The following is a 19373-nucleotide window of genomic DNA, read 5'->3' on the forward strand; positions in this document are numbered from 1 at the left end:
GTGTGAAGAGAACACCGAATCCGAACCGCAGGCCCGCGCTCACGCAGCAGGCCCTGAACGCGCTGGGCACGCAGTTCCGCGCGGCCTTCGCGCAGGGCGACTACGCGCAGGCGCACAAGTTCGCGACGCAGGCCTGGCAGGCCACGCACAGCCTGCAGCCGCTGGCTGACGTCGCGCTGTGCCTGCTGCGGCTGGACCAGCCGCAGCAGGCCTACCACCTCTACCGCCGAACCGCCGAGGAGCTGAAGACCGCGAACGCCTACGACGGGCTGGCAGAGGCGGCGGGGCAGCTGGGCAAGCGGGACGAGGTGCGCAAGTTCGGCTCGATGTCGCTGCGGCTGAAGCTGCAGGAGGCTGCGAGCGAAGCGGCCGCTGCCAGAGTCGATGCGCCCGCGCCGAGGCGCTTCGACGAAAGGAACCGCCATCGCAACGTCATCGCGTTCAGCCTGTTCGGCAGCGATCCGCGCTACTGCGAGATGGCGCTGCTCAACGTGCGGGCCGCGCGCGAGTTTTTCCCGGCGTGGACGTGTCGCTTCTACGTGGACGACTCGGTGCCGGCCGATGTGTGCGGACGCCTGTTGCGCGAAGGTGCGTCGGTCGTCGATGTGCGCTCGATAGGTGGACTCGACCTCCCGGGCACCATGTGGCGCTTTCTGGCGCTTGACGATCCCGGGGTGGACCGAGTGCAGTTCCGCGATGCCGATTCGCTGCTGTCCACGCGCGACCAGGCGGCTGTGCGTGCATGGTGCGCGTCGGACCGCTGGTTCCACGTCATGCGCGACTACCACTCGCACACCGAGCTGATGCTCGCCGGCATGTGGGGCGCCTGTGCGGGCATCTTCTGGGACATGGCGGGCGACATGCGCGCGTACCTGAAGAGCCGGCCGTTCTCCGCGCGCTACGCCGACCAGCACTTCCTGCGGCATCGCGTCTGGAAGGTCGCCGAGCGCAGCATGCTCGCGCATGACGAGTGGTTCGACCTGCCCGGCAACCAGCCCTTTCCGGCCCATGTGCCCATGTGCCCATGACCGTGGACGCGCGCTATGCCCACGTGGGCGCCAACATCGGCGCGCCCTCGATGCAGGTGGTGCATGAAGCGCCCGATGGCACGCAGGTGCGCTGGACCCTGTACGACGCGAGGGGCCAAGCCATCTGCAGCTACGACGCCGTCGTCCGCGACAACGGCTACGGCGCCAGCATTCCCGCGCCCTACGCCGCCGAGATCACGGCCGGTCGCTGGAAGGTCGTGACCCGCTGACCCTGCGCGCTGATCCTTCAGCGCACCAGCAGCTTCATCATCCGTTCGAAGGTCTTGCCGTAAGGCGGCTTGAACAGGCTCAGGCCGTTCAGCGCTGATTGGTGAAAGATCGGCTTCATCTTCGAGAACGTCTCGAAGCCGTGTTCGCCGTGGTATGCGCCCATGCCGCTGGCGCCTACACCGCCGAAGGGCAGGTTGTCCTGTGCGACGTGCAGCAGGGTCTCGTTGATCGACACGCCACCAGTCACCGTGTTTTCCATCACGCGGTCGATGGTCGCGCGGTTCTTCTCGAACAAATAGAGAGCGAGCGGGCGAGGGTGCGCGTTGACGTACGCGATGGCCTCGTCGATGCCCTTGTAGGTCAGCACCGGCAGCAGCGGGCCGAAGATTTCCTCCTGCATCACGCGCATGCCGTCGTTCACGCCGGTCAGCAGCACCGGTGGAAAGCGGCGCGTCGCAGGGTCAGGTGCGGTGTCGGACAGGGGCAGGGCCGAGGCGCCTTGCTGCTGCGCCAGCGCCGACAGCTCCTGCAGCCGCGCGAAGTGGCGCGGGCTCACGATGCTGGTGTAGTCAGTGTTGGTGGCCAGCGCCGGGTACATCGAGGCGAACACGCGCCGGGCGCTGTCGGCAAAGCGCTGCTGCTGGCCTTCGGGCACCAGCACGTAGTCGGGCGCGATGCAGGTCTGGCCCGCGTTCAGCGTCTTGCCGACGATGATGCGTTCGACGGCTTTGTCGAAGTTGGCATCGGGCCCGATGATCGCGGGCGACTTGCCGCCCAGCTCCAGCGTTACCGGCGTGAGGTGCTCGCTCGCGGCGCGCATCACGTGATGGCCGACGGCGGTCGAGCCGGTGAACAGCAAATGATCGAAAGGCAGGCTGGAGAAGGCGCGCGCGGTTTCTGCGTCGCCGTTGACGACGGCGATCTCATCTTCGGCAAACTGCTTTCGCACCAGCGTGGCGAACAGCTCGGCGAAACGGGGCGTGAACTCCGACTGCTTCACCATCAGGCGGTTGCCCGCCGCCAGCGCCGCAGTCATCGGCCCCACCGCCAGGTACAGCGGGTAGTTCCACGGCACCACGATACCCACCACGCCCAGCGGCTGCGGCATGATCCGCGACGACGCGGGCTTGAACCACAGGCCCGTGGAGCGGCGGCGCACGCGCATCCACGCCTTGCCGTGCGCCAGCGCGTGCTGCAGGCCCTCGATGCTGGGGAACACTTCGGCAAGCTCGGTTTCCTGTGCAGCCCGGTGATGGAAGTCGGCGCTGATGGCGGCGGCGATTTCCTGGCGGTTGTCTTTCACCAGCGCACGCAGGCGCTTGAGGCGATCGGCGCGCTCGCTCCACGGCGGCGTCTGCGCGCGCAGGCTCGCGGTGCGCATTGTGTCGAAGGTCTGTCGCATGTCGTCGTGTGTCATGGTTTGTTGCGAAGGCCTCAGCCCGCTTGTTGATACACCGGCCAGTGGCCCTGGACCTTGCCGCCGCGCAGCGTGAAGAGGTCGCCGAACTGCAGCAGCAGACCTTCGGCGATGGCGGGCCGTTCACGCTCTCTTGGTTGGCACTGTGCCCGAGGATGCCATTGAACTGCAGCCCCCTGGGCGACTCATGCTCGGCCAGCGCCAAGTAGCGCCCCTGGCGGGGCGCTACGCGTTTCGAAAAAGGAGCAAGAAGGCTGCGGGCGAACTCCGCCGCCGCCGTCAGAAGGGCTCGACGGGCAGCGCGCGCTTGTGGGCGCTCTTGCGATGCGTCGCAAGAATGACCTGGCGGGCTGAGGCCGAAACCGGCTTGCCTTCGAGGAAGTCGTCGATCTGCTCGTAGGTGACGCCGAAGGCGTCTTCGTCGGGCTTGCCCGGCACCAGCGATTCGAGGTCGGCGGTGGGCACCTTGTAGACCAGCGCGTCGGGCGCGCCCAGCAGTTGGGCCACCGCGCGCACGCAGCGCTTGTTGAGGCCCGTGAGCGGCGTGATGTCGGCCGCGTCGTTGCCGAACTTGGTGAAGAAGCCCATCAGCGCCTCGGCCAGCGGCTGCAGCATGATCCGCGATGATGTGGGCTTGAACCACGGACCCGCGGCACATGCCCATCCATGCCTTGCCGTGCCCCAGCGCGTACTACAGGCCTTCAATGCAGGGAACACTTCGGCAAGCTCGGCTTTCTGGGAGGCCTGATGGTGAAAGTCGGCGCTGATGGCAGCAGCGATTTCCTAGCGATTGTCTTTCACCAGCGCACTTGCTCCAAGGCGGCGTCTGCGCGCGCAGGCTCGCGGCGCGCATCGTGTCGAAGATTAAGGTGACTGCGAATTATCGATTCGAAGCAAAATGGAATGCGGGGTGTTCCAACGAACAGGAAAGGTAGCTCTCATGTCCATAGTCCAAGAGTTTCTGAACTGGGGGTGGACCTCTATTGGCAGTCTGATCTCAGGAGATCTAGCGCAAGAAATCTCCACCCATGCGGCAGTCATTGCTGAGGAAACGGCAAAGAGCTTCGGCGATGAGGCCGCAAAGCAGAGCGGTAAAGCGGCTGCTGCTGTAGCAGGGAAACTCGCGGCAGAAAAAGCAGCCAAACTTTGGATGAAAGTGGGTTGGATGCGGGCTGAGCAGGGATATCGAGACAGGTTGTACAAGCATGTCAACACCACTCGATTACTCGGACATCCAAAGCCTGTACAGATCGATCAGCTTTATACGGACGTGTTCGTCTATGAGCAATTGTCCGCATTTCGACGATCTGGGCTCAACTTGGCAGAGCCAGACAAGGATCCTTATACGTTCGAAGAGCCCTATCAGCGAAGAAATGCGCTGGACTTAGTGGGGCACGGCGATCATCTATATCTGCTTGGTCATCCTGGCGCTGGGAAGACGACTTTCCTCAAATATTTGGCGATCCTCTCTTGCGATGGGAAGATCAACAAAACACCGATCTACATACCGCTGCGAGATGTAGTGCAACTTAAGCTCACAGTGAGCGCCTATATCGAAAGGGAGTTCGATATTTGTGGCTTTCCGAACGCCCAGCAGTTCGTCGACAAGCTTCTGAGAAATGCGGACACGTTGATCTTGGTCGACGGACTAGATGAGGTACAAGATGCCTCCGACGTTCGCGCGAACGTCATCTTGGAGATCATCGAACTGGTGCGTCGTTATTCGCGCTCCCAGCTTGTAGTGACCTGTCGCATTGCCGCTTCGGACTACGCGTTTCAGCAGTTCACATATTGCGAGGTGGCGCAGTTCACGTTGGAACAGCAGAGGACATTTATCCACAAGTGGTATTCGATGGAAGAAGGCCAGGAGCGCGGCCTTCTTGCCGAGTGGGACGATCCTAAAGTGGCACCGTTGCGCGATCTTGCAAAGACGCCTTTATTGCTGGCGTTGATCTGTTTGGCATTTGACGAGTTGGGTGAATTGCCAAAGCGCCACGTTGATCTCTATCGTGACGCAATCGATGCGTTACTGAAGAGATGGGACTCATCGCGAAATATCCGACGTGACCCGTTTTATGCAGGACTAACCCCTTTTCGAAGGGAGCAGTTGCTTCAAGAGCTGGCGTCCACGTTTCACAGCAAGAACAAGATTATTTTTTCCGCTGGAGAGGCCGCTCCAGTGATCGATTTGTGGTTTGAAAAGCTCCCTGACCCGCCGAAGCACTACGCTGGTGAGGCTACAGGTTTATTGGAGCAGATCGAGTCTCAGCACGGCCTCGTTGTTCAGCGTGCGGCGGGGATCTATTCCTTCTCGCACTTGAGCCTGCAGGAATTTTTCGCAGCACGATCCATCGCTCATGGACATCCGTTCAACACAGTGGAGCGTATTGTGAGCGCGCATGTCACAGATCCGAGATGGCGAGAGGTCTTTGTCTTTTTGGCTGGGTTGCTGCCGGATGGAACAGCTCTGATGGAGCAACTGCGTGGCAGCGTGGGACGCGTAGGAGCGGACGATCCGGCGGTTCGCCGATTCGTCGCACATGTTATGGCGGAGTACGAAAAGCGCGAACCCCTATGGCGCCTGGAAACTCGTCCGCGAGGTGATCAAGAACAAATTGCCTATGTCGGCAAGTCACCCGTGATGCGCATGCTTGACATGCTTCGCCGCCGCTTGGACGCCGTGAGTTGGCTTGTGGATCGTAGCGGATTACGCCTGAAGACTCAGATCGCCGAAGAACTCTTAATCGCTGCGGAGTCCGATCTACAGCACCTAAATGCCGATGCCGTGAACTCTGTGCAGCTCATGACTTATCTTCAAGCTGCGGTGCTCGCAATAGATTGCGCCTCGGTAGCCGTGGTTGAAAACCGAATGCGGACCGTGGCGTGGATCTTTGCGCCGCTTCGATCATGAAGAAGCCTGGGCGCACCCCGCGGCCGCCGCCGTCAGAAGGGCTCGACGGGCAGCGCGCGCTTGTGGGCGCTCTTGCGATGCGTCGCAAGAATGATCTGGCGGGCTGAGGCCGACACCGGCTTGCCTTCGAGGAAGTCGTCGATCTGCTCGTAGGTGACGCCGAAGGCGTCTTCGTCGGGCTTGCCCGGCACCAGCGATTCGAGGTCGGCGGTGGGCACCTTGTAGACCAGCGCGTCGGGCGCGCCCAGCAGCTGTGCTACTGCGCGCACGCGGCGCTTGTTGAGGCCCGTGAGCGGCGTGATGTCGGCCGCGCCGTCGCCGAACTTGGTGAAGAAGCCCATCAGCGCTTCGGCTGCATGGTCGGTGCCGATGACGATGCCGTCGTGCGCGCCGGCCACCGCGAACTGCGCAATCATGCGCTGGCGCGCCTTGATGTTGCCGAGCACGAAGTCTTCGTGCGCCGCGTCGCGGAACGTGAGGTCGCCGGCCTTCAGCGCCGCGAGCATGCCGTCGGCGGCGGGGCGGATGTCGACGGTGATGGTGCGGTCTGGCTTCATCACCGCGAGCGAGGCCTGCGCCTCGGCTTCGTCTTTCTGCACGCCGTAGGGCAGGCGCATCGCGATGAAGGCGGCGTCGTAGCCCGTGGCGCGCAGCCGTTCGACGGCGCGCTGCGCGAGGCAGCCGGCGGTCAGCGAATCGACGCCGCCGCTGATGCCCAGCACCAGCGTCTTCAGGCCGGTGCGCTTCAGGTAGCTGGCGAGGAAGTCGACGCGGCGCTCCAGCTCGTGGGCGGCATCGAAGACGGATGCGACATGCAGCGCCGCGATGATCTCGCGCTGCGTGGCGTCGACTGGGGACAGATCTGCACTCATGAGGTTTGTCTGCGTGTGAAAGAAATCAGAAATCCACAAGACTGAGGCCGATGCTCAGCACCGTGCGCTTGCGGTTGTAGTCCACCAGCGTATCGCCATAGCCCGAGAACAGCTGCGTGTGGAAGCGCAGGTTGCTCTTGGTCGGGTCGCCGATGGCCTTGAGCCATTCGAGGCGCACCGAGCCGCGGCCGCTGTCGCGCAGGTTGTTGCGCACAGTCACGGCGAGCTGGTTGTCGCGGTTGAGGTTCCAGCGGCCGGTGATTTCGGCGCGGCCGTAGTAGTCGGAGATGTCGGGGTTGTCGTCCTTGGCGGCATTCTCGGAAATGCGCTTCCAGATGCGGCCAGTGATGGTGAAGCGATCGTCGAGCTCAGCGCCGCCCATCAGGTACACGCGGTTCCAGCTGCGCGACAGCGGCAGGGTCTGGCCGTTCGACTGGTGCACGATGCCCAGGCCCGAATAGCGCCAGCGCCAGCCGCCCGGCAGCTTGAAGTCGGTCGGGTAGACGTACATCAGCTCGGGTTCGTGGTCGGTGGTGCGGAAGGGCCGAGAGATGGCGCCGTTGAACAGCTGCCAGGTCGACTGCTGGCTGTAGGCGAACCACAGCGAGTCTTTCTTGGTCGGGTCGTCCTGCGTGAGCATGCCCTGCGCGAGCTTGGTGCGCACCGACAGGCCGATGCGCATCTCGTTGGCCTGGTAGGCGACCGGGTCGGCGGTGTGGCCGGCCGAGGGCGAGGTCGGCGTCTCAGGCTTCTTGGTGGCGGCCGAGACAGACACGTTGAGCGGGCGGTAGCCGCGGAAGCCGAAGGTGCCGCAGTCGGTGGCGTTCTCCAGTTCCCAGAAGCGCGAGAGCGCCGAGTACTGGCGGTCGCGGCAGCCTTCGGTGGTGGCGACCGAGACGATGCGCGTGGCCGGGATCGACGAGTCCACCGGCGGCTGCGTGGTCGCCAGCACGGGCGGCGCCACGGGCACCGACACCGATGGCAGCGTCTGCTGCTGCGCCCAACGGTCGAAGCAGGCCAGGCGCGCTTCGTTGTTGGCGCCGAGCGCGGCGCACTGCTGCCAGGTGAGCTGGGAGTCGGCCAGCGGGCTTGCTGGCTTGTCCACGGCCTGCGCATGCACCGCGGCGCCGCCTCCCAGGCAGGCGGCCACGGCCGCGAGCGTGCGGAGGTTGAAACGATGTTGTCGTCGTGTCGTCATCATTGCTTTCCTTCCTGGGCAACCGTCTTGCTGAGCACGAAGGGATGCGTGCTTTCGTCCGCGGCGTTGCGCCACGTGCCCCTGAATTCGCGCCCGCAGGAGCCGGTTTGCAGCTTGCCCGACCACACGCCGCTGATGGCGCGGCCGTCCTGCGATTCGTCGATGGAGAGCGCGCCTTCGTCATCCACGTCGCCCGCGAGCTGCGCGACCGTGGCCTTCGCCGGATTGGCGCCGTTGCGCGTGATGGTGCCGCGCACGCCGTCATAGTCGGGGTGCTTGCCGAGCTGCACGGCGGCCACGGCCGGCAGGTTGTCGAAGCGCGCTTCCCAGCGGCCATAGAGCGATTGCACCGGCAGGTCGCGCGCGTCGGCGGGGCAGTCGGCGCTGCCACGGACCGAGGCGCAGCCCGACAGCGCGAGCAGGGCGCCGGCCAGCAGCGCGGCAGTGGCGGTCGTCTTCATGGCGCCGCTGCGGCTGCTGCCGCCTTCGCCGCGCTGTCTTGCGCCTTGCGCGCGAACTCGGCGCGCAGCGCCTTGAGCTTTTCGCGCGGGTCTTCCTTGATGGTTTCCTTGTCGAGGCCCATCTCGGCGATGAAGCGGCTGGGTATGCAGGGCACCATCTCTCGGCCCTGCTTGCGCTTCTTGGTCCAGCTCACGGCCAGGCTGCGCTGCGCGCGCGTGATGCCAACGTACATCAGGCGGCGCTCTTCCTGCAGCCGCTGCAGCGTGTCTTCGCTCACCTTCTGCTGGCGGCCGTTGTCGTCGTCGAGCTTGAAGGGCAGCAGGCCCTCGCTCACGCCGATCAGCATCACGTGCGGCCATTCGAGGCCTTTGGAGGCGTGCAGCGTCGAGAGCGTGACCACGTCCTGGTCTTGCTCGCGCTCGCTGATGGTCGACAGCAGCGAGATGGTCTGCGCCACTTCGAGCAGGCTCTTGCGTTCGGTCTCGATGTTGTCGTTGGCGCCCGAGGCGTCGTCGAGCGTGCCGCCGGCACGTTGCGACATCCAGTCGACAAACTCGAGCACGTTGGTCCAGCGCGAGGCCGCGGCGGCTTCGCTGTCCTCGCCGTCGTAGAGGTGCTTCTCGTAGTCGATCTCCTTCAGCCAGTCGAGCATGAAGGTGCGCGAGTCTTCCGCGCCCATGGTGCGGCGCGCGCGGTATTCCAGGTCGTTGATGTAGCGGCCGAACTCGTGGATGCCCTCGAGCGTGCGCTTTGGCATCACGCTGGGCAGCGAGGGGCTGAACAGCGCCTCGAACAGGCTCAGCTTGTACTGGCTCGCGAAGGTGCCCAGGCTCGCGAGCGTGGTGTGGCCGATGCCGCGCTTGGGCGTGGTGATGGCGCGCAGGAACGCCGGGTCGTCGTCGTTGTTGACCCACAGGCGAAACCAGCCGCACAGGTCCTTGATTTCGGCGCGGTCGAAGAAGCTCTGGCCGCCCGAGACCTTGTACGGAATCTGCGCCTTGCGCAGCGCCTGCTCGAACACGCGCGCCTGGTGATTGGCGCGGTAAAGAATGGCGAAGTCGCGGAACTCCTTGTGCTGCTTGCCCTGCGTGATGGCGTCGCCCGCGCGGATGCTCACGATGCGCGCCACCGCGCGCTCGGCCTCATGCACTTCGCTGTCGGCATCGACGATGCGCACCGGCTCGCCTTCGCCGAGTTCGGAGAACAGCGTCTTCGGAAACAGCTTGGGGTTGGGGCCGATCACGTTGTTGGCCGCGCGCAGGATGGCGCTGGTGGAGCGGTAGTTCTGCTCCAGCTTGATGACCTTGAGCTTGGGGTAGTCGACCGGCAGCTTGCGCAGGTTGTCGAGCGTGGCGCCGCGCCAGCCGTAGATGGACTGGTCGTCGTCGCCCACCGCGGTGAAGTGGCCGCGCTCGCCGGCCAGGGCCTTGAGCACTTCGTACTGGGTGGCGTTGGTGTCCTGGTATTCGTCCACCAGGATGTGGCCGAGCGCGGCCTGCCACTTGGCGCGCACCTCGGGAAATTCGTAGAGCAGCTTCAGCGGCATGCCGATCAGGTCGTCGAAGTCCACGCTCTGGTAGGCCGCAAGGCGCTCTTCGTAGCGGCCCATGATCTTCGCGGTGATGCGCTCGTTGTCGTCTGCGGCCTGTGCCTCGGCCTGCGCGGCGTTCAGGCCCATGTTCTTCCACTTGCTGATGGTCCACTGCCAGATGCGGGCGGTGGCCGCGTCGGTGGTGCCGCCGGCGTCTTTCAGGATCTTGGTGACGTCGTCGCTGTCGAGAATGCTGAAGGCCTTCTTCAGGCCGAGCACGGCGCCGTCCTCGCGCATCATGCGCACGCCCAGCGCGTGGAAGGTGCAGACCACGACCTTGCGCGCGTCCTTGCCGATCAGGTCTTTTGCGCGCTCGCGCATCTCGGCGGCCGCCTTGTTGGTGAAGGTGATGGCCGCGATGCGCTGGGGCGCGATGCCCGACTGGATGAGGCGGCCGATCTTGTGAGTGATCACCCGCGTCTTGCCCGAGCCCGCGCCGGCAAGCACCAGGCAGGGACCGTACATGTAGTTGACAGCTTCGAGCTGCGCGGGATTGAGACCGTGAGACATTGGAGAAAAAGAGAACCGGAGAAAGGCCGTGAAGAACGCCGTGGGAAACGGCAGGCGCGAAGCGGGCAATGATACGGGGCCGGCTTTCGCGGGGTTGTAGGCCAGACACGCCGATGCAGCCTGCTGGTGGGCAACGACAATGGTCCGGTGCTGCCTGTATTCCTTGTTACCTTCCCTTTCTTCGCGTTAATCGCGGCCGGTTACGGCGCGGCTCGCGCCCGCATCCTGCCGCTGGATGCCATTCCCGGCCTCAACACCTTCGTGCTGTATTTCGCGCTGCCGTGCATGCTGCTGCGCTTCGGCGCGGGCACGCCCATCGGCCAGTTGCTGGACGGCAGCGTCGCACTGGTCTGGGGCATCAGCGCGCTGGCCGTGGTGGCCGGCGTGGTGACGTTCACGCGCAATGCGCGCATCGGCTGGAACGACGCGGCCTTCGGCGCATTGGTGGCGGCGTTTCCGAACACCGGCTTCATGGGCGTGCCGCTGCTGGTGGCCATTCTTGGGGCTCAGGCAGCGGGGCCGATGATCATCACGATCGCGTTCGACCTGGTGGTGACTTCGTCGCTGTGCATTGCCTTGTCGCGGCTGGATGGTGCGGGTGGCGCGGGGCGGCACGGCGCCACGCTGGCGGCGCGCAAGGCGCTGCGCGGGATCGTCGTCAACCCGATGCCGTGGTCGATCCTGCTGGGCGTGCTGCTGTCGGCCGCGCGCTGGCCACTGCCGGGGCCTATTGAGCGCACCATCGCCATGCTGGCCGATGCGGCCTCGCCAGTGGCGCTCTTCACCATCGGGGCTGTGCTGGCCCGTTCGGCGCTGCTGGCGCGTGAGCATGGCGCCAGCGCTGCCGTGGCCGAGGCCATGGGCACCACGGCGCGCAGCCCTGCGACCAAGGCACCGTGGAGCGACGTGCTGCCGGTGGTGGCGGTGAAGCTGCTCGCGCATCCGCTGCTGGTGTGGGGCCTGGGACTGGGCGCCATCGCGCTCGGGCTGCCGCTGTCGCACGAGGCGCTGGTGGTGATCGTGCTGGTCGCGGCGCTGCCGAGCGCAAGCAACGTGTCGATGCTGGCCGAGCGCTTCGGTGCGGACAACGGCCGCATCGCGCGCATCATCCTGTGGACGACGGCGATCGCCTTCTTCAGCTTTCCGCTCGCGGTGAGCGTGCTACGGGGTTAGGACGCCGAGCTTGTACGGATCGGCATCGGCAAGGCGCTCGCACTTCGAGAAGTCGCGGCCCTGCGTGCCGTCGCAGTAGTAGGTGTTGTAGATGCGGCCGAAGAGCGTCGGGCTCGCGGTGAAGAGCACGCCGTGGTCGGGCTGCCAGTTGTCCTTGATGACGGGCGATGCGCTGGCTTCCACCGGCTTGGCCGCTGAGGGAGCGGCGGTGGGCGTGAAGTCGGCCAGCGTCTTGTGGGCCTCGTCGCCGCGCCAGCGTATTGCCAGCTCGGCAGCCGTAGGGCGCGACGCGACCGGCAGCAGGATGCCGTTGACCTGCAGGCCATAGCCGAAGCGGTGCGTCTTGCCGGCCAGGAAGGCGTATGCGCAGGCGGCCATGCACTGGCCGCGAATTTCAGTCTGCACGCCGCTCGCGCGGATGGCGTCGGCGTATGCGCCCGCTGCTTCGGCGGTGCCACCGAACGAATCCTCGAAGACCACGGTATGGACTGTTCCGCTGCCCAGCTGGTCGGTGAATTCCTTGATCGCGGTGCCGTCGAGCATGCCCGACACCACCAGGCGGCTGCCCTGCAGATCGAGCTCGGCTGCCGAGACGGTGGGCGCGGCAAAAACGCAGGCGAGGCACGACGCGAGCGAGAGAACCCAACCTGAGAAAGACGGCGGTTTCACGGCGACCTACCCTTTGCCTTCGATGAGCGAGCTAGTTTGGAACGCGAAACCCGCGAGGAGTTCGCGCGCTGTTACAGCTTGAACAGCGCCGGGGCATGTCGTCAACTCTTTTTTCACAAATTTTCGGGTAAGCCGAGGCAGGCCGTAAGGCATAGATATCGCTATGCCTTCAGGTGAATGCTTGAGTTTGCAGATGCGCTGCTACAGTGCTTGCAAGTCAAAGATGTGAAGGGGCGCGCAATGGCAATTCTTTTTCGCATCCTGCTGTGGTTGGCCTGTCTCGCCGGCGTAGGCTGGTTCTGGCATGCCGGCAAGTTCGGCACCGCCACCGGGCTCGCGCTCGCCGCGCTGAGCCTCGTGGTGTTCGCCTGGCCCGTGAGCATCGCGCGGCGCAGGCACAACGAGCTGCGTTATGTGGACATGGGCAAGGAGCCCACTGGCTACCACTGAAACCGCGGTCTCAGGTTGACCAGTCGCCGATCCATCGGCTCAGATGCTGTGCGGATCGACGTCGACGAGCCAGCGGATCACGCCCTTGCCCTCCGGCGTGCGCCGCAACTCGTGCAATAGCGGCTGCCAGCCCGCGAGCAGCCGCTGCAGCGCGGCGCGCGAGGGGCTTTCGATCAGCATCTGCGCGCGCTCCACATTGGCCACGCGCTGGATCGCCAGCGGCACCGCCGGGTAGCGCGTGACGAGGTCGGAGCCCGGCAGCGCCTCGGCCTGGTCTGCTGCAATGTTCAAGAAGCCCTGCGCCACCGACTGCTCACGCGCGTCGGCCCGCAGCAGCGCCTGGAACGCGAAGGGCGGCATGCCGGCCGCGCGGCGCTCGTCGAGCTGCTGCTGCGCGAAGCTGGCGTAGTCGTGCTTGCGCAGCGCCATGAACAGCGGGTGCTGCGCATGGTGCGTCTGGATCCACATCTCGGCCTTTGCGCCCTGCGCCGCGAGATACGCGGCATCTCGGCCTGCGCGGCCTGCCGACTGCATCAGCAGGCTGAACAGCCGCTCGGGCGCGCGGAAGTCGCTGGAGAACAGCGCGCCATCGGGGTTCACCGCCGCCACCAGCGTGATACGGCGAAAGTCGTGGCCCTTGGCGATCATCTGCGTGCCGACCAGCACGTCGACCTCGCCCGCGTGCACGGCGGCGAGCTGCGATTCGAGCGCGCCCTGTTTCTTCGTGCTGTCGGCGTCGATGCGCGCAATCCTCACGGGTCTGGGCACCGCGCTGCCGTCGGGGTGCTTCACGGCCGCGAACAGCTCGGCCAGGTGCTCTTCGAGCCGCTCGGTGCCGCGGCCCACGGGCGCGATGTCGGGGTTGCCGCAGGCCGGGCAGGCGCGGGGCACGCGCTCGGTAAAGCCGCAGTGGTGGCAGCGCAGCGTGCGGTCGATCTTGTGGAACACGCGGTAGGCGCTGCAGTGCGGGCATTCGCTCTTCCAGCCGCAGTCGCCGCAGGCCAGCACCGGCGCGTAGCCGCGCCGGTTCAAGAAGATCATGCTCTGCTCGCCGCGCGCGATGCGCTGGCCGATGGCGTCGAGCAGCGCGCCCGAAATCACCGTCTTCGGCGGCTGCAGGTTCATGTCGACCAGCCGCACAGCCGGCAGCGCGCCCGCGCCAATGCGCGAAGGCATGGCCAGTCGCACATAGCGTCCGCCCAGGTCTTCGCCTTCGGCCGGCCGGCTCTGGTGCCAGCTTTCGAGCGAGGGCGTGGCCGAGCCCAGGATCACCTTGGCTTTTTCGCGCTGGCCGCGCCACACGGCGAGGTCGCGCGCGGAATAGCGCGCGCCTTCCTGCTGCTTGTAGCTCGGGTCATGCTCCTCGTCGACCACGATGAGCTTGAGCCCCGGAATCGACGCGAACACCGCCATGCGCGTGCCCAGCACGATGCGCGCCGCGCCGCTGTGCGCCGCCAGCCAGCTCGCGAGCCGCTGCGGATTCGTCATGCCGCTGTGCAGCGACACGACAGCCTCTTCGCCGAAGCGGGCCTTGAAGCGGGCTTCGAGCTGCGGCGTGAGGTTGATCTCGGGCACCATCACCAGCGCCTGCGCCTCGGGGTCGCGCGCGAGCAGGTCGGCCACGCAGCGCAGGTAGACCTCGGTCTTGCCGCTGCCGGTGCTGCCGACCAGCAAAAAAGTACCGGCTTCGGCTTCGATGCGCGCCAGGGCGGCCGTCTGCTCCGCGCTCAGCGCGATCAGGTTCGCCGATTCGGCCGTCTCGGCCACCGGCCCGGCTGTCGTCTTGCGCTTGAGCCGGCGGGCCAGTTGGGTTGTCGACAGGTCGCGCAGCTGCGGCGGCAGGGCGGCCAGCGCGATCTCGCCGATCGAGCGCTGGTAGTAGCGCGCGGCGAAGGCCACCAGGTCGCGCCAGGCCTCGCCCAGCGGGGCCAGCGCGTCGAGCGCCGCGCCCACGGGCTTCAGCGCCATGTCGGGCTCGGCGCCCACCAGCGAAACCGGCTCGTTCCAGACCACGCCCAGCACCTCGCGCTTGCCCAGCGGTACGCGCACCAGCGTGCCGGGCGGCATCGGCTCGGCGCTGGCGTAGCTCAGCAGGTCGCCGAGCGCGGCATGCGCGGGCGTCTGCACCGCGATGTCGAGCCGCCACGGCAGTGCCGGCGGCGCGCCGTTCGTCGTCTGGAGAGCCTCGTCGAGAGGTGGGCCGGCTGTGGAGATGAGCGGTCCTTCTTGGAAAGGTTTGTTAAGGAGACTTTGAGCAAGAGCGCTTAAGTCGTTGATTTTTCAGAGCTTTGGAGGCCGTCCAGAGTTTCTGTGGATAACTTTGTTGACAAGCCGGCTCGATTCGCTGCGGGGCCTTGAAAATCAAGGCTCTGGCTGGAATGCCCGGAAAAAAAGCAAAGTTCAAATCCTATATAAATCAACAACTTAGCGTCGCTATCTCTTTAGGAGCAAAGAGGGAGGCCCCTCGGATAATCTTGCGCAGTGCAACACGTGTTTTGTGCATAAGTCAGACCGATATGCCGTTTTTGCGCTTGACAAACGGCTTCGTACCAACTTTACGGGGCGCCTCGGTGCCCCGCCGGCCCGCTCCCGAAGGCTGCAGTGTTAACTGCGCAGCGCGCGCGATTGGGCGTGCACCGCCTGCACCAGCGCCGCCACGTGGTCCGGCGGCGTGAACTGGCTGATGCCGTGGCCCAGGTTGAAGATATGCGTCGGGCCCGGGGCGTTGCGGTCGGCGTGCGGCTTGCCGAAAGCCTGCAGCACCTTCGCCACCTCGGCCTCGATCTGCGCGGGCGGCGCGAACAGCACGTTGGGGTCGATGTTGCCCTGCAGGGCCTTGGCCTTGCCGTCCGTGCCTTCGGCGATCTGCTTTCGCGCCGAGGCCAGGTTCACGGTCCAGTCGACACCGAGCACTTCGCAGTCGAGTTCGCGCATGGCGTCGAGCCACAGGCCGCCGCCCTTGGTGAACACGATGCGCGGCACGGGCTGGCCGTCTGCGCCGTTGCGCTTCAGGCCGGCCAGCACGCGGGCCGTGTAGGCGAGGCTGAATTCCTGGAACGCGCCGTCGGCCAGCACGCCGCCCCAGCTGTCGAACACCATCACGGCCTGCGCGCCGGCGTCGATCTGGGCATTGAGGTAGGTGGCCACCGAGTCGGCATTCACGGCCAGCAGGCGGTGCATGAGGTCGGGGCGGCTGTAGAGCATGCTCTTCACGAGGCGGTAGTCGCTGGAGCCCGCGCCTTCCACCATGTAGCAGGCCAGCGTCCACGGGCTGCCCGAGAAGCCGATCAGCGGCACGCGGCCGTCCAGCGCCTTGCGGATCGAGGCCACGGCATCGAACACGTAGCGCAGCTTGTCCATATCGGGCACTTCGAGCGCGGCCACGGCCGCTTCGTCGCGCACCGGGCGCGCGAAGCGCGGGCCCTCGCCGGCCTCGAACGACAGGCCCAGGCCCATGGCGTCGGGCACCGTCAGGATGTCGGAAAACAAAATGGCCGCGTCTAGTGGGTAGCGCTCCAGCGGCTGCAGCGTGACTTCAGTGGCGTAGTCGGTGTTGGTCGCCAGCCCCATGAAGCTGCCCGCCCTGGCGCGCGTGGCAACGTACTCCGGCAGGTAGCGGCCGGCCTGGCGCATGAGCCAGACGGGCGTGTGGTCGGTGGCCTGGCGCCAGCAGGCTCGCAGGAAAGTGTCGTTTTGCAGTGGGGCGAAAGGCATCCGGCGATTGTCGCAGGGGTGTGTCCTGGCCCTTCAGATGACGGGCTTGCCGCCGAACACCTCGGCCATCAGCGACACCAGCCATTTCAGGCCCGGATCGCCGTCGTGCGCGGCCGCCCACAGCAGCGACACCTCGTAGCTGGGCGTCTCGAAAGGCAGCGGGCTGACGGCCAGCCCGAGCGCATCGCGCCAGGTGGCGGCGGCGAAGGTGGGCACGGTGGTGATGGCGGGCATCTGCCGCACGATGAAAGGGCTGGTCGCGAAGTTGCGGCTCGAGAAGACCACCTGGCGCGCATGCCCCTGCTCGCGCAGCAGATCGTCGACGAGGCCGCTCAGGTCGGCGCTGAACGAGGTCAGCAGGTGCGGGTGGCGCAGGTATTCCTGGAGCGTGATCCGCTTGCCGCGCGTCTTCACGAGCGCGGCGTTGTAGACGCAGACGAAGTGCCAGCCGAACAGCGTGCGCTGCCGGTGCCATGCGGCGCAGTCGATGAACACGCCCACCGCCAGTTCTATTTCGGTCGCGTCGAGCATGCCGGGCGCGTTGGTGCGGTCGGCCGCGCGTGCGATGAGCCGCACGCCCGGCGCCTCTTCGGAAAGCCGCTGCATCAGCTGCGGCATCAGCGCCACTTCGAGCGCATCGCTCAGGCCGATGCGGAACACGCGTTTGGCCGTGGCGGGGTCGAACGCCGGCTGTGCGTGCAGCGCCTGCTGCAGCGACAGCAGCAGCGGCTCGATGACGCGCGCGAGTTCGAGCGCGCGCGGCGTCGGCGTCATGCCGTGCGAGGTGCGCACGAACAGCTCGTCGCCCAGGGCCGCGCGCAGGCGCTTGAGCGCGCCGCTCAGGGCCGGCTGGCCGATGAACAGGCGCTGCGCCGCACGCGTGACGCTGCGTTCGTGCAGCAGCGCGTGGAACACCAGCAGCAGGTTCAGGTCGAGCCGCCTGAAATCACTCTCGTTGATGTATTCCATGGTTTCAAACGATTTGAATGATAGGGCGCCGCTCCCTAACCTGAAGGCACTTTCTTCATCAGGCATTCAAAGGAGTCGACATGGCTTTGGAACAACAGACAGTGGTGGTGGTCGGCGGCTCGTCGGGCGTGGGGCTCGAAACCGTACGGCGGCTCGCGGCAAGCGGTGCCCGCGTGATCGCGACCGGGCGCGACAACGGCAAGCTGCAGGAGGCGATCAGCGGGCTGGGCAAGAACGTGAGCGGCGCGGCCTTCGACGCCTGCGACCGCGGCGCGCTCGATGCCTTCTTCGAGAAGACCGGACCCGTCGACCACCTGGTGCTCACGCTCAGCGGCGGCGAGGGCACGGGCGAATTCGTGCAGCTCGATCTTCAGTCGCTGCGCCGCGGCTTCGAGGCCAAGTTCTGGCCGCAGCTCGAAGCGGCGCAAGCCGGCGCGCGGGTGCTGCGCAAGGGCGGCAGCCTGACCTTCGTGACGGCGATTTCCGCGCGCAATTCGCTGCCCGGCACTTCGGGGCTGGCAGCGATCAACGGCGCGATCGAAGCGATGGTGGGCAGCCTGGCGCGCGAGCTGAAGCCGAGCCGGGTGAATGCCGTGTCGCCCGGCCTCGTCGACACGCCCTGGTGGAACCGCGTGCCCACCGCGATGAAGGACGACCTGTTCCGCCAGCAGGTCGAGACGCTGCCCGTTGGCCGCGTGGGGCAGCCGCAGGACGTGGCGCATGCCATCCAGTTCCTGATCGAGAACGGCTACACCACGGGCACCGTGATCGAGTGCGACGGCGGGTTGCGGCTGGTGTGAAGAAGAAAAAGGATCAGACCGCCGGCACGCGCCGTGCGTCCGCCGGACTCACGTTGCGCCGGTAGAGCACCAGCGTCGCGATCAGCCCGCAGATCGCGGCCGCCGTCATCCACAGCCCCGGCGCGCCCTTGTCGCCGGTCATCTCGATCAGGCCGGTCGCAATGGCCGGCGTGAAGCCGCCGAACAGCGCCGTTGCCAGGCTGTAGGCCAGCGAGAAGCCGGCGGTGCGCACGTTCACCGGCATCACTTCGGTGAGGGCCACGACCATCGCGCCGTTGTAGCTCGCATAGAGGAACGATAGCCACAGCTCCACTTCGAGCATGCGCGCGAAGCTCGGCGCGCCCACCAGCCACTTGAGCGACGGGTATGCCGTGAGGATGGTCAGCACCGTGAACAGAATCAGCAGCGGCTTGCGGCCCACGCGGTCCGACAGCGAGCCCATGATCGGCAGCCAGATGAAGTTGGAAATGGCCACGCACAGCGTGACGACCAGCGCGTCGGTGGTGCTCAGGTGCAGCACGGCCTTGCCGAAGGTGGGCGTGTAGACGGTGATCAGATAGAACGACACCGTGGTCATCGACACCAGCATCATCCCGGCGACCACGAGGCCCCAGTTGGCGACCATCGACTGGAAGATCTCGCGCGCGTCGGGGCGGTGCTTGCGCGCCATGAACTCCTCGGTTTCCTGCAGCGAGCGGCGGATGACGAACAGCACCGGCACGATCAGGCAGCCCACGAAGAAGGGAATGCGCCAGTAGAAGTCGCCGATCTCCTGCGAGGTGAAGGTCACGTTGAGCCAGTAGCCGAGCGCCGCCGCGACGACGATGGCCACCTGCTGGCTGGCCGACTGCCAGCTCACGTAGAAGCCCTTGTGGCCCGGCGTCGCCATTTCCGACAGGTACACCGACACGCCGCCCAGCTCCACGCCGGCCGAGAAGCCCTGCAGCAGCCGGCCGATCAGCACCAGCAGCGGCGCGGCCAGGCCGATGGTCGCGTAAGACGGCACGCAGGCGATCAGCAGCGTGCCGACGGCCATCAGCGCGAGCGTGACGATCAGCCCCTTGCGGCGGCCGACGCGGTCGACGTACGCGCCGAGAAAGATCGCGCCCAGCGGCCGCATCAGGAAGCCCGCGCCGAAGGTCATGAAGGTCAGCATCAGCGAGGCGAATTCATTGCCCGCGGGGAAGAACGCCTTCGAGATCTGCGTGGCGTAGAAGCCGAACAGGAAGAAGTCGAACATCTCCATGAAGTTGCCGCCCGTTACGCGCAGGACGGTGGCGACTTTGGAGGAGGAAGCTGTGGAGGCGTGGGCGGCCGTGCCCGATTGCGCAGCGTTGGGCGCAGGATTCATCTAGTTGTCCCCTAGGGCTGTATTGGC

Annotated in this window: 16 protein-coding genes and 1 pseudogene; 6 read left to right on the forward strand and 11 right to left on the reverse strand. The window is 66.0% G+C overall.

The genetic code is table 11. From position 1 onward, the window contains the following. Positions 1-2 precede the first annotated feature (2 nt). Both ACSFBF_RS32420 and ACSFBF_RS32425 read left to right on the forward strand, forming a co-directional pair. On the forward strand, positions 3-1028 hold the full coding sequence (locus ACSFBF_RS32420) for a tetratricopeptide repeat protein (RefSeq protein WP_435474251.1): 1026 nt from the start codon (positions 3-5) through the stop codon (positions 1026-1028). Continuing rightward, complete coding sequence (locus tag ACSFBF_RS32425; RefSeq protein WP_435474253.1) at positions 1025-1258, forward strand: hypothetical protein; 234 nt, start codon at positions 1025-1027, stop codon at positions 1256-1258. The genes ACSFBF_RS32420 and ACSFBF_RS32425 overlap by 4 nt, the downstream gene beginning before the upstream one ends. A 17-nt stretch (positions 1259-1275) precedes the next feature. Here the strand turns inward: ACSFBF_RS32425 and ACSFBF_RS32430 are convergent, their stop codons facing one another. Further along, on the reverse strand, positions 1276-2676 hold the full coding sequence (locus tag ACSFBF_RS32430) for a coniferyl aldehyde dehydrogenase (protein ID WP_435474255.1): 1401 nt from the start codon (positions 2674-2676) through the stop codon (positions 1276-1278). 279 nt (positions 2677-2955) lie between these two features. Then, positions 2956-3276 (reverse strand): annotated as a pseudogene (gene nadE, locus ACSFBF_RS32435) (NAD(+) synthase); the annotation flags it as partial. A gap of 340 nt (positions 3277-3616) precedes the next feature. Here nadE (ACSFBF_RS32435) and ACSFBF_RS32440 point away from each other — a divergent pair. Further along, positions 3617-5587, forward strand: a complete 1971-nt coding sequence (locus ACSFBF_RS32440) for an NACHT domain-containing protein (RefSeq protein WP_435474257.1) — start codon at positions 3617-3619, stop codon at positions 5585-5587. Between the two features lie 32 nt (positions 5588-5619). Here ACSFBF_RS32440 and nadE (ACSFBF_RS32445) read toward each other — a convergent pair whose 3' ends face one another. From nadE (ACSFBF_RS32445) to ACSFBF_RS32460, 4 genes are read right to left on the reverse strand one after another with little or no spacing between them, the layout of a single operon-like run. After that, on the reverse strand, positions 5620-6459 hold the full coding sequence (nadE, locus tag ACSFBF_RS32445; protein ID WP_435474259.1) for an ammonia-dependent NAD(+) synthetase: 840 nt from the start codon (positions 6457-6459) through the stop codon (positions 5620-5622). 25 nt (positions 6460-6484) lie between these two features. Beyond that, complete coding sequence (locus tag ACSFBF_RS32450) at positions 6485-7660, reverse strand: phospholipase A (RefSeq protein ID WP_435474261.1); 1176 nt, start codon at positions 7658-7660, stop codon at positions 6485-6487. Beyond that, positions 7657-8118 carry a hypothetical protein gene (locus ACSFBF_RS32455; RefSeq protein WP_435474263.1) on the reverse strand — a complete coding sequence of 154 codons (462 nt, stop codon included), beginning with the start codon at positions 8116-8118 and terminating at the stop codon, positions 7657-7659. Before ACSFBF_RS32455 ends, ACSFBF_RS32450 begins: the two co-directional genes overlap by 4 nt. Next, the gene (locus ACSFBF_RS32460) at positions 8115-10220 is read right to left on the reverse strand and encodes an ATP-dependent helicase (RefSeq protein WP_093057218.1); all 2106 of its coding nucleotides are present in this window, start codon (positions 10218-10220) and stop codon (positions 8115-8117) included. The genes ACSFBF_RS32455 and ACSFBF_RS32460 overlap by 4 nt, the downstream gene beginning before the upstream one ends. Before the next feature lie 147 nt (positions 10221-10367). On the opposite strand from ACSFBF_RS32460, the gene ACSFBF_RS32465 reads away from it, so the two are divergent. Continuing rightward, positions 10368-11393: an AEC family transporter gene (locus tag ACSFBF_RS32465; protein WP_354337291.1), complete on the forward strand. Its 1026-nt coding sequence runs from the start codon at positions 10368-10370 to the stop codon at positions 11391-11393. Here the strand turns inward: ACSFBF_RS32465 and ACSFBF_RS32470 are convergent. Continuing rightward, the gene (locus ACSFBF_RS32470) at positions 11382-12062 is read right to left on the reverse strand and encodes a hypothetical protein (RefSeq protein ID WP_435474265.1); all 681 of its coding nucleotides are present in this window, start codon (positions 12060-12062) and stop codon (positions 11382-11384) included. The two genes, ACSFBF_RS32465 and ACSFBF_RS32470, sit on opposite strands and share 12 nt — an antisense overlap. A 240-nt stretch (positions 12063-12302) precedes the next feature. Between ACSFBF_RS32470 and ACSFBF_RS32475 the strand changes: the two genes are divergently transcribed. Then, positions 12303-12512, forward strand: a complete 210-nt coding sequence (locus tag ACSFBF_RS32475; protein WP_093079274.1) for a hypothetical protein — start codon at positions 12303-12305, stop codon at positions 12510-12512. Positions 12513-12551: 39 nt separating this feature from the next. On the opposite strand, the gene priA is transcribed toward ACSFBF_RS32475, so the two are convergent. The 3 genes from priA to ACSFBF_RS32490 all read right to left on the reverse strand — a co-directional run bounded on the left by priA (position 12552) and on the right by ACSFBF_RS32490 (position 17195). After that, a complete protein-coding gene (priA, locus tag ACSFBF_RS32480) occupies positions 12552-14663 on the reverse strand; it encodes a replication restart helicase PriA (protein WP_475544598.1) in 2112 nt (703 codons plus the stop codon). A gap of 453 nt (positions 14664-15116) precedes the next feature. Then, positions 15117-16226: a uroporphyrinogen decarboxylase gene (gene hemE, locus ACSFBF_RS32485; protein WP_435474270.1), complete on the reverse strand. Its 1110-nt coding sequence runs from the start codon at positions 16224-16226 to the stop codon at positions 15117-15119. 33 nt (positions 16227-16259) lie between these two features. After that, a complete protein-coding gene (locus ACSFBF_RS32490; protein WP_435474272.1) occupies positions 16260-17195 on the reverse strand; it encodes a LysR family transcriptional regulator in 936 nt (311 codons plus the stop codon). 80 nt (positions 17196-17275) lie between these two features. Between ACSFBF_RS32490 and ACSFBF_RS32495 the strand changes: the two genes are divergently transcribed. Beyond that, positions 17276-17995 carry an SDR family oxidoreductase gene (locus ACSFBF_RS32495; protein WP_435474274.1) on the forward strand — a complete coding sequence of 240 codons (720 nt, stop codon included), beginning with the start codon at positions 17276-17278 and terminating at the stop codon, positions 17993-17995. A 13-nt stretch (positions 17996-18008) separates the two neighbouring features. On the opposite strand, the gene tcuC is transcribed toward ACSFBF_RS32495, so the two are convergent. Continuing rightward, positions 18009-19346 (reverse strand): MFS transporter, encoded by a 1338-nt coding sequence (tcuC, locus tag ACSFBF_RS32500; protein ID WP_435474276.1) that lies wholly within the window; start codon positions 19344-19346, stop codon positions 18009-18011. Positions 19347-19373: the final 27 nt, after the last annotated feature.

The organism is Variovorax nivicola, from assembly GCF_051216475.1.
Lineage (GTDB): Bacteria > Pseudomonadota > Gammaproteobacteria > Burkholderiales > Burkholderiaceae_C > Variovorax.

Bases quoted from the DNA above. Each gene is read 5' to 3' on its own strand.
- tcuC (WP_435474276.1), bottom strand. From the start codon at position 19,346: ATGAATCCTGCGCCCAACGCTGCGCAATCGGGCACGGCCGCCCACGCC.
- hemE (WP_435474270.1), bottom strand. From the start codon at position 16,226: ATGCCTTTCGCCCCACTGCAAAACGACACTTTCCTGCGAGCCTGCTGG.
- ACSFBF_RS32425 (WP_435474253.1), top strand. From the start codon at position 1,025: ATGACCGTGGACGCGCGCTATGCCCACGTGGGCGCCAACATCGGCGCG.
- ACSFBF_RS32440 (WP_435474257.1), top strand. From the start codon at position 3,617: ATGTCCATAGTCCAAGAGTTTCTGAACTGGGGGTGGACCTCTATTGGC.
- ACSFBF_RS32475 (WP_093079274.1), top strand. From the start codon at position 12,303: ATGGCAATTCTTTTTCGCATCCTGCTGTGGTTGGCCTGTCTCGCCGGC.
- nadE (WP_435474259.1), bottom strand. From the start codon at position 6,459: ATGAGTGCAGATCTGTCCCCAGTCGACGCCACGCAGCGCGAGATCATC.
- ACSFBF_RS32460 (WP_093057218.1), bottom strand. From the start codon at position 10,220: ATGTCTCACGGTCTCAATCCCGCGCAGCTCGAAGCTGTCAACTACATG.
- ACSFBF_RS32455 (WP_435474263.1), bottom strand. From the start codon at position 8,118: ATGAAGACGACCGCCACTGCCGCGCTGCTGGCCGGCGCCCTGCTCGCG.
- ACSFBF_RS32490 (WP_435474272.1), bottom strand. From the start codon at position 17,195: ATGGAATACATCAACGAGAGTGATTTCAGGCGGCTCGACCTGAACCTG.
- ACSFBF_RS32430 (WP_435474255.1), bottom strand. From the start codon at position 2,676: ATGACACACGACGACATGCGACAGACCTTCGACACAATGCGCACCGCG.
- ACSFBF_RS32495 (WP_435474274.1), top strand. From the start codon at position 17,276: ATGGCTTTGGAACAACAGACAGTGGTGGTGGTCGGCGGCTCGTCGGGC.
- ACSFBF_RS32450 (WP_435474261.1), bottom strand. From the start codon at position 7,660: ATGATGACGACACGACGACAACATCGTTTCAACCTCCGCACGCTCGCG.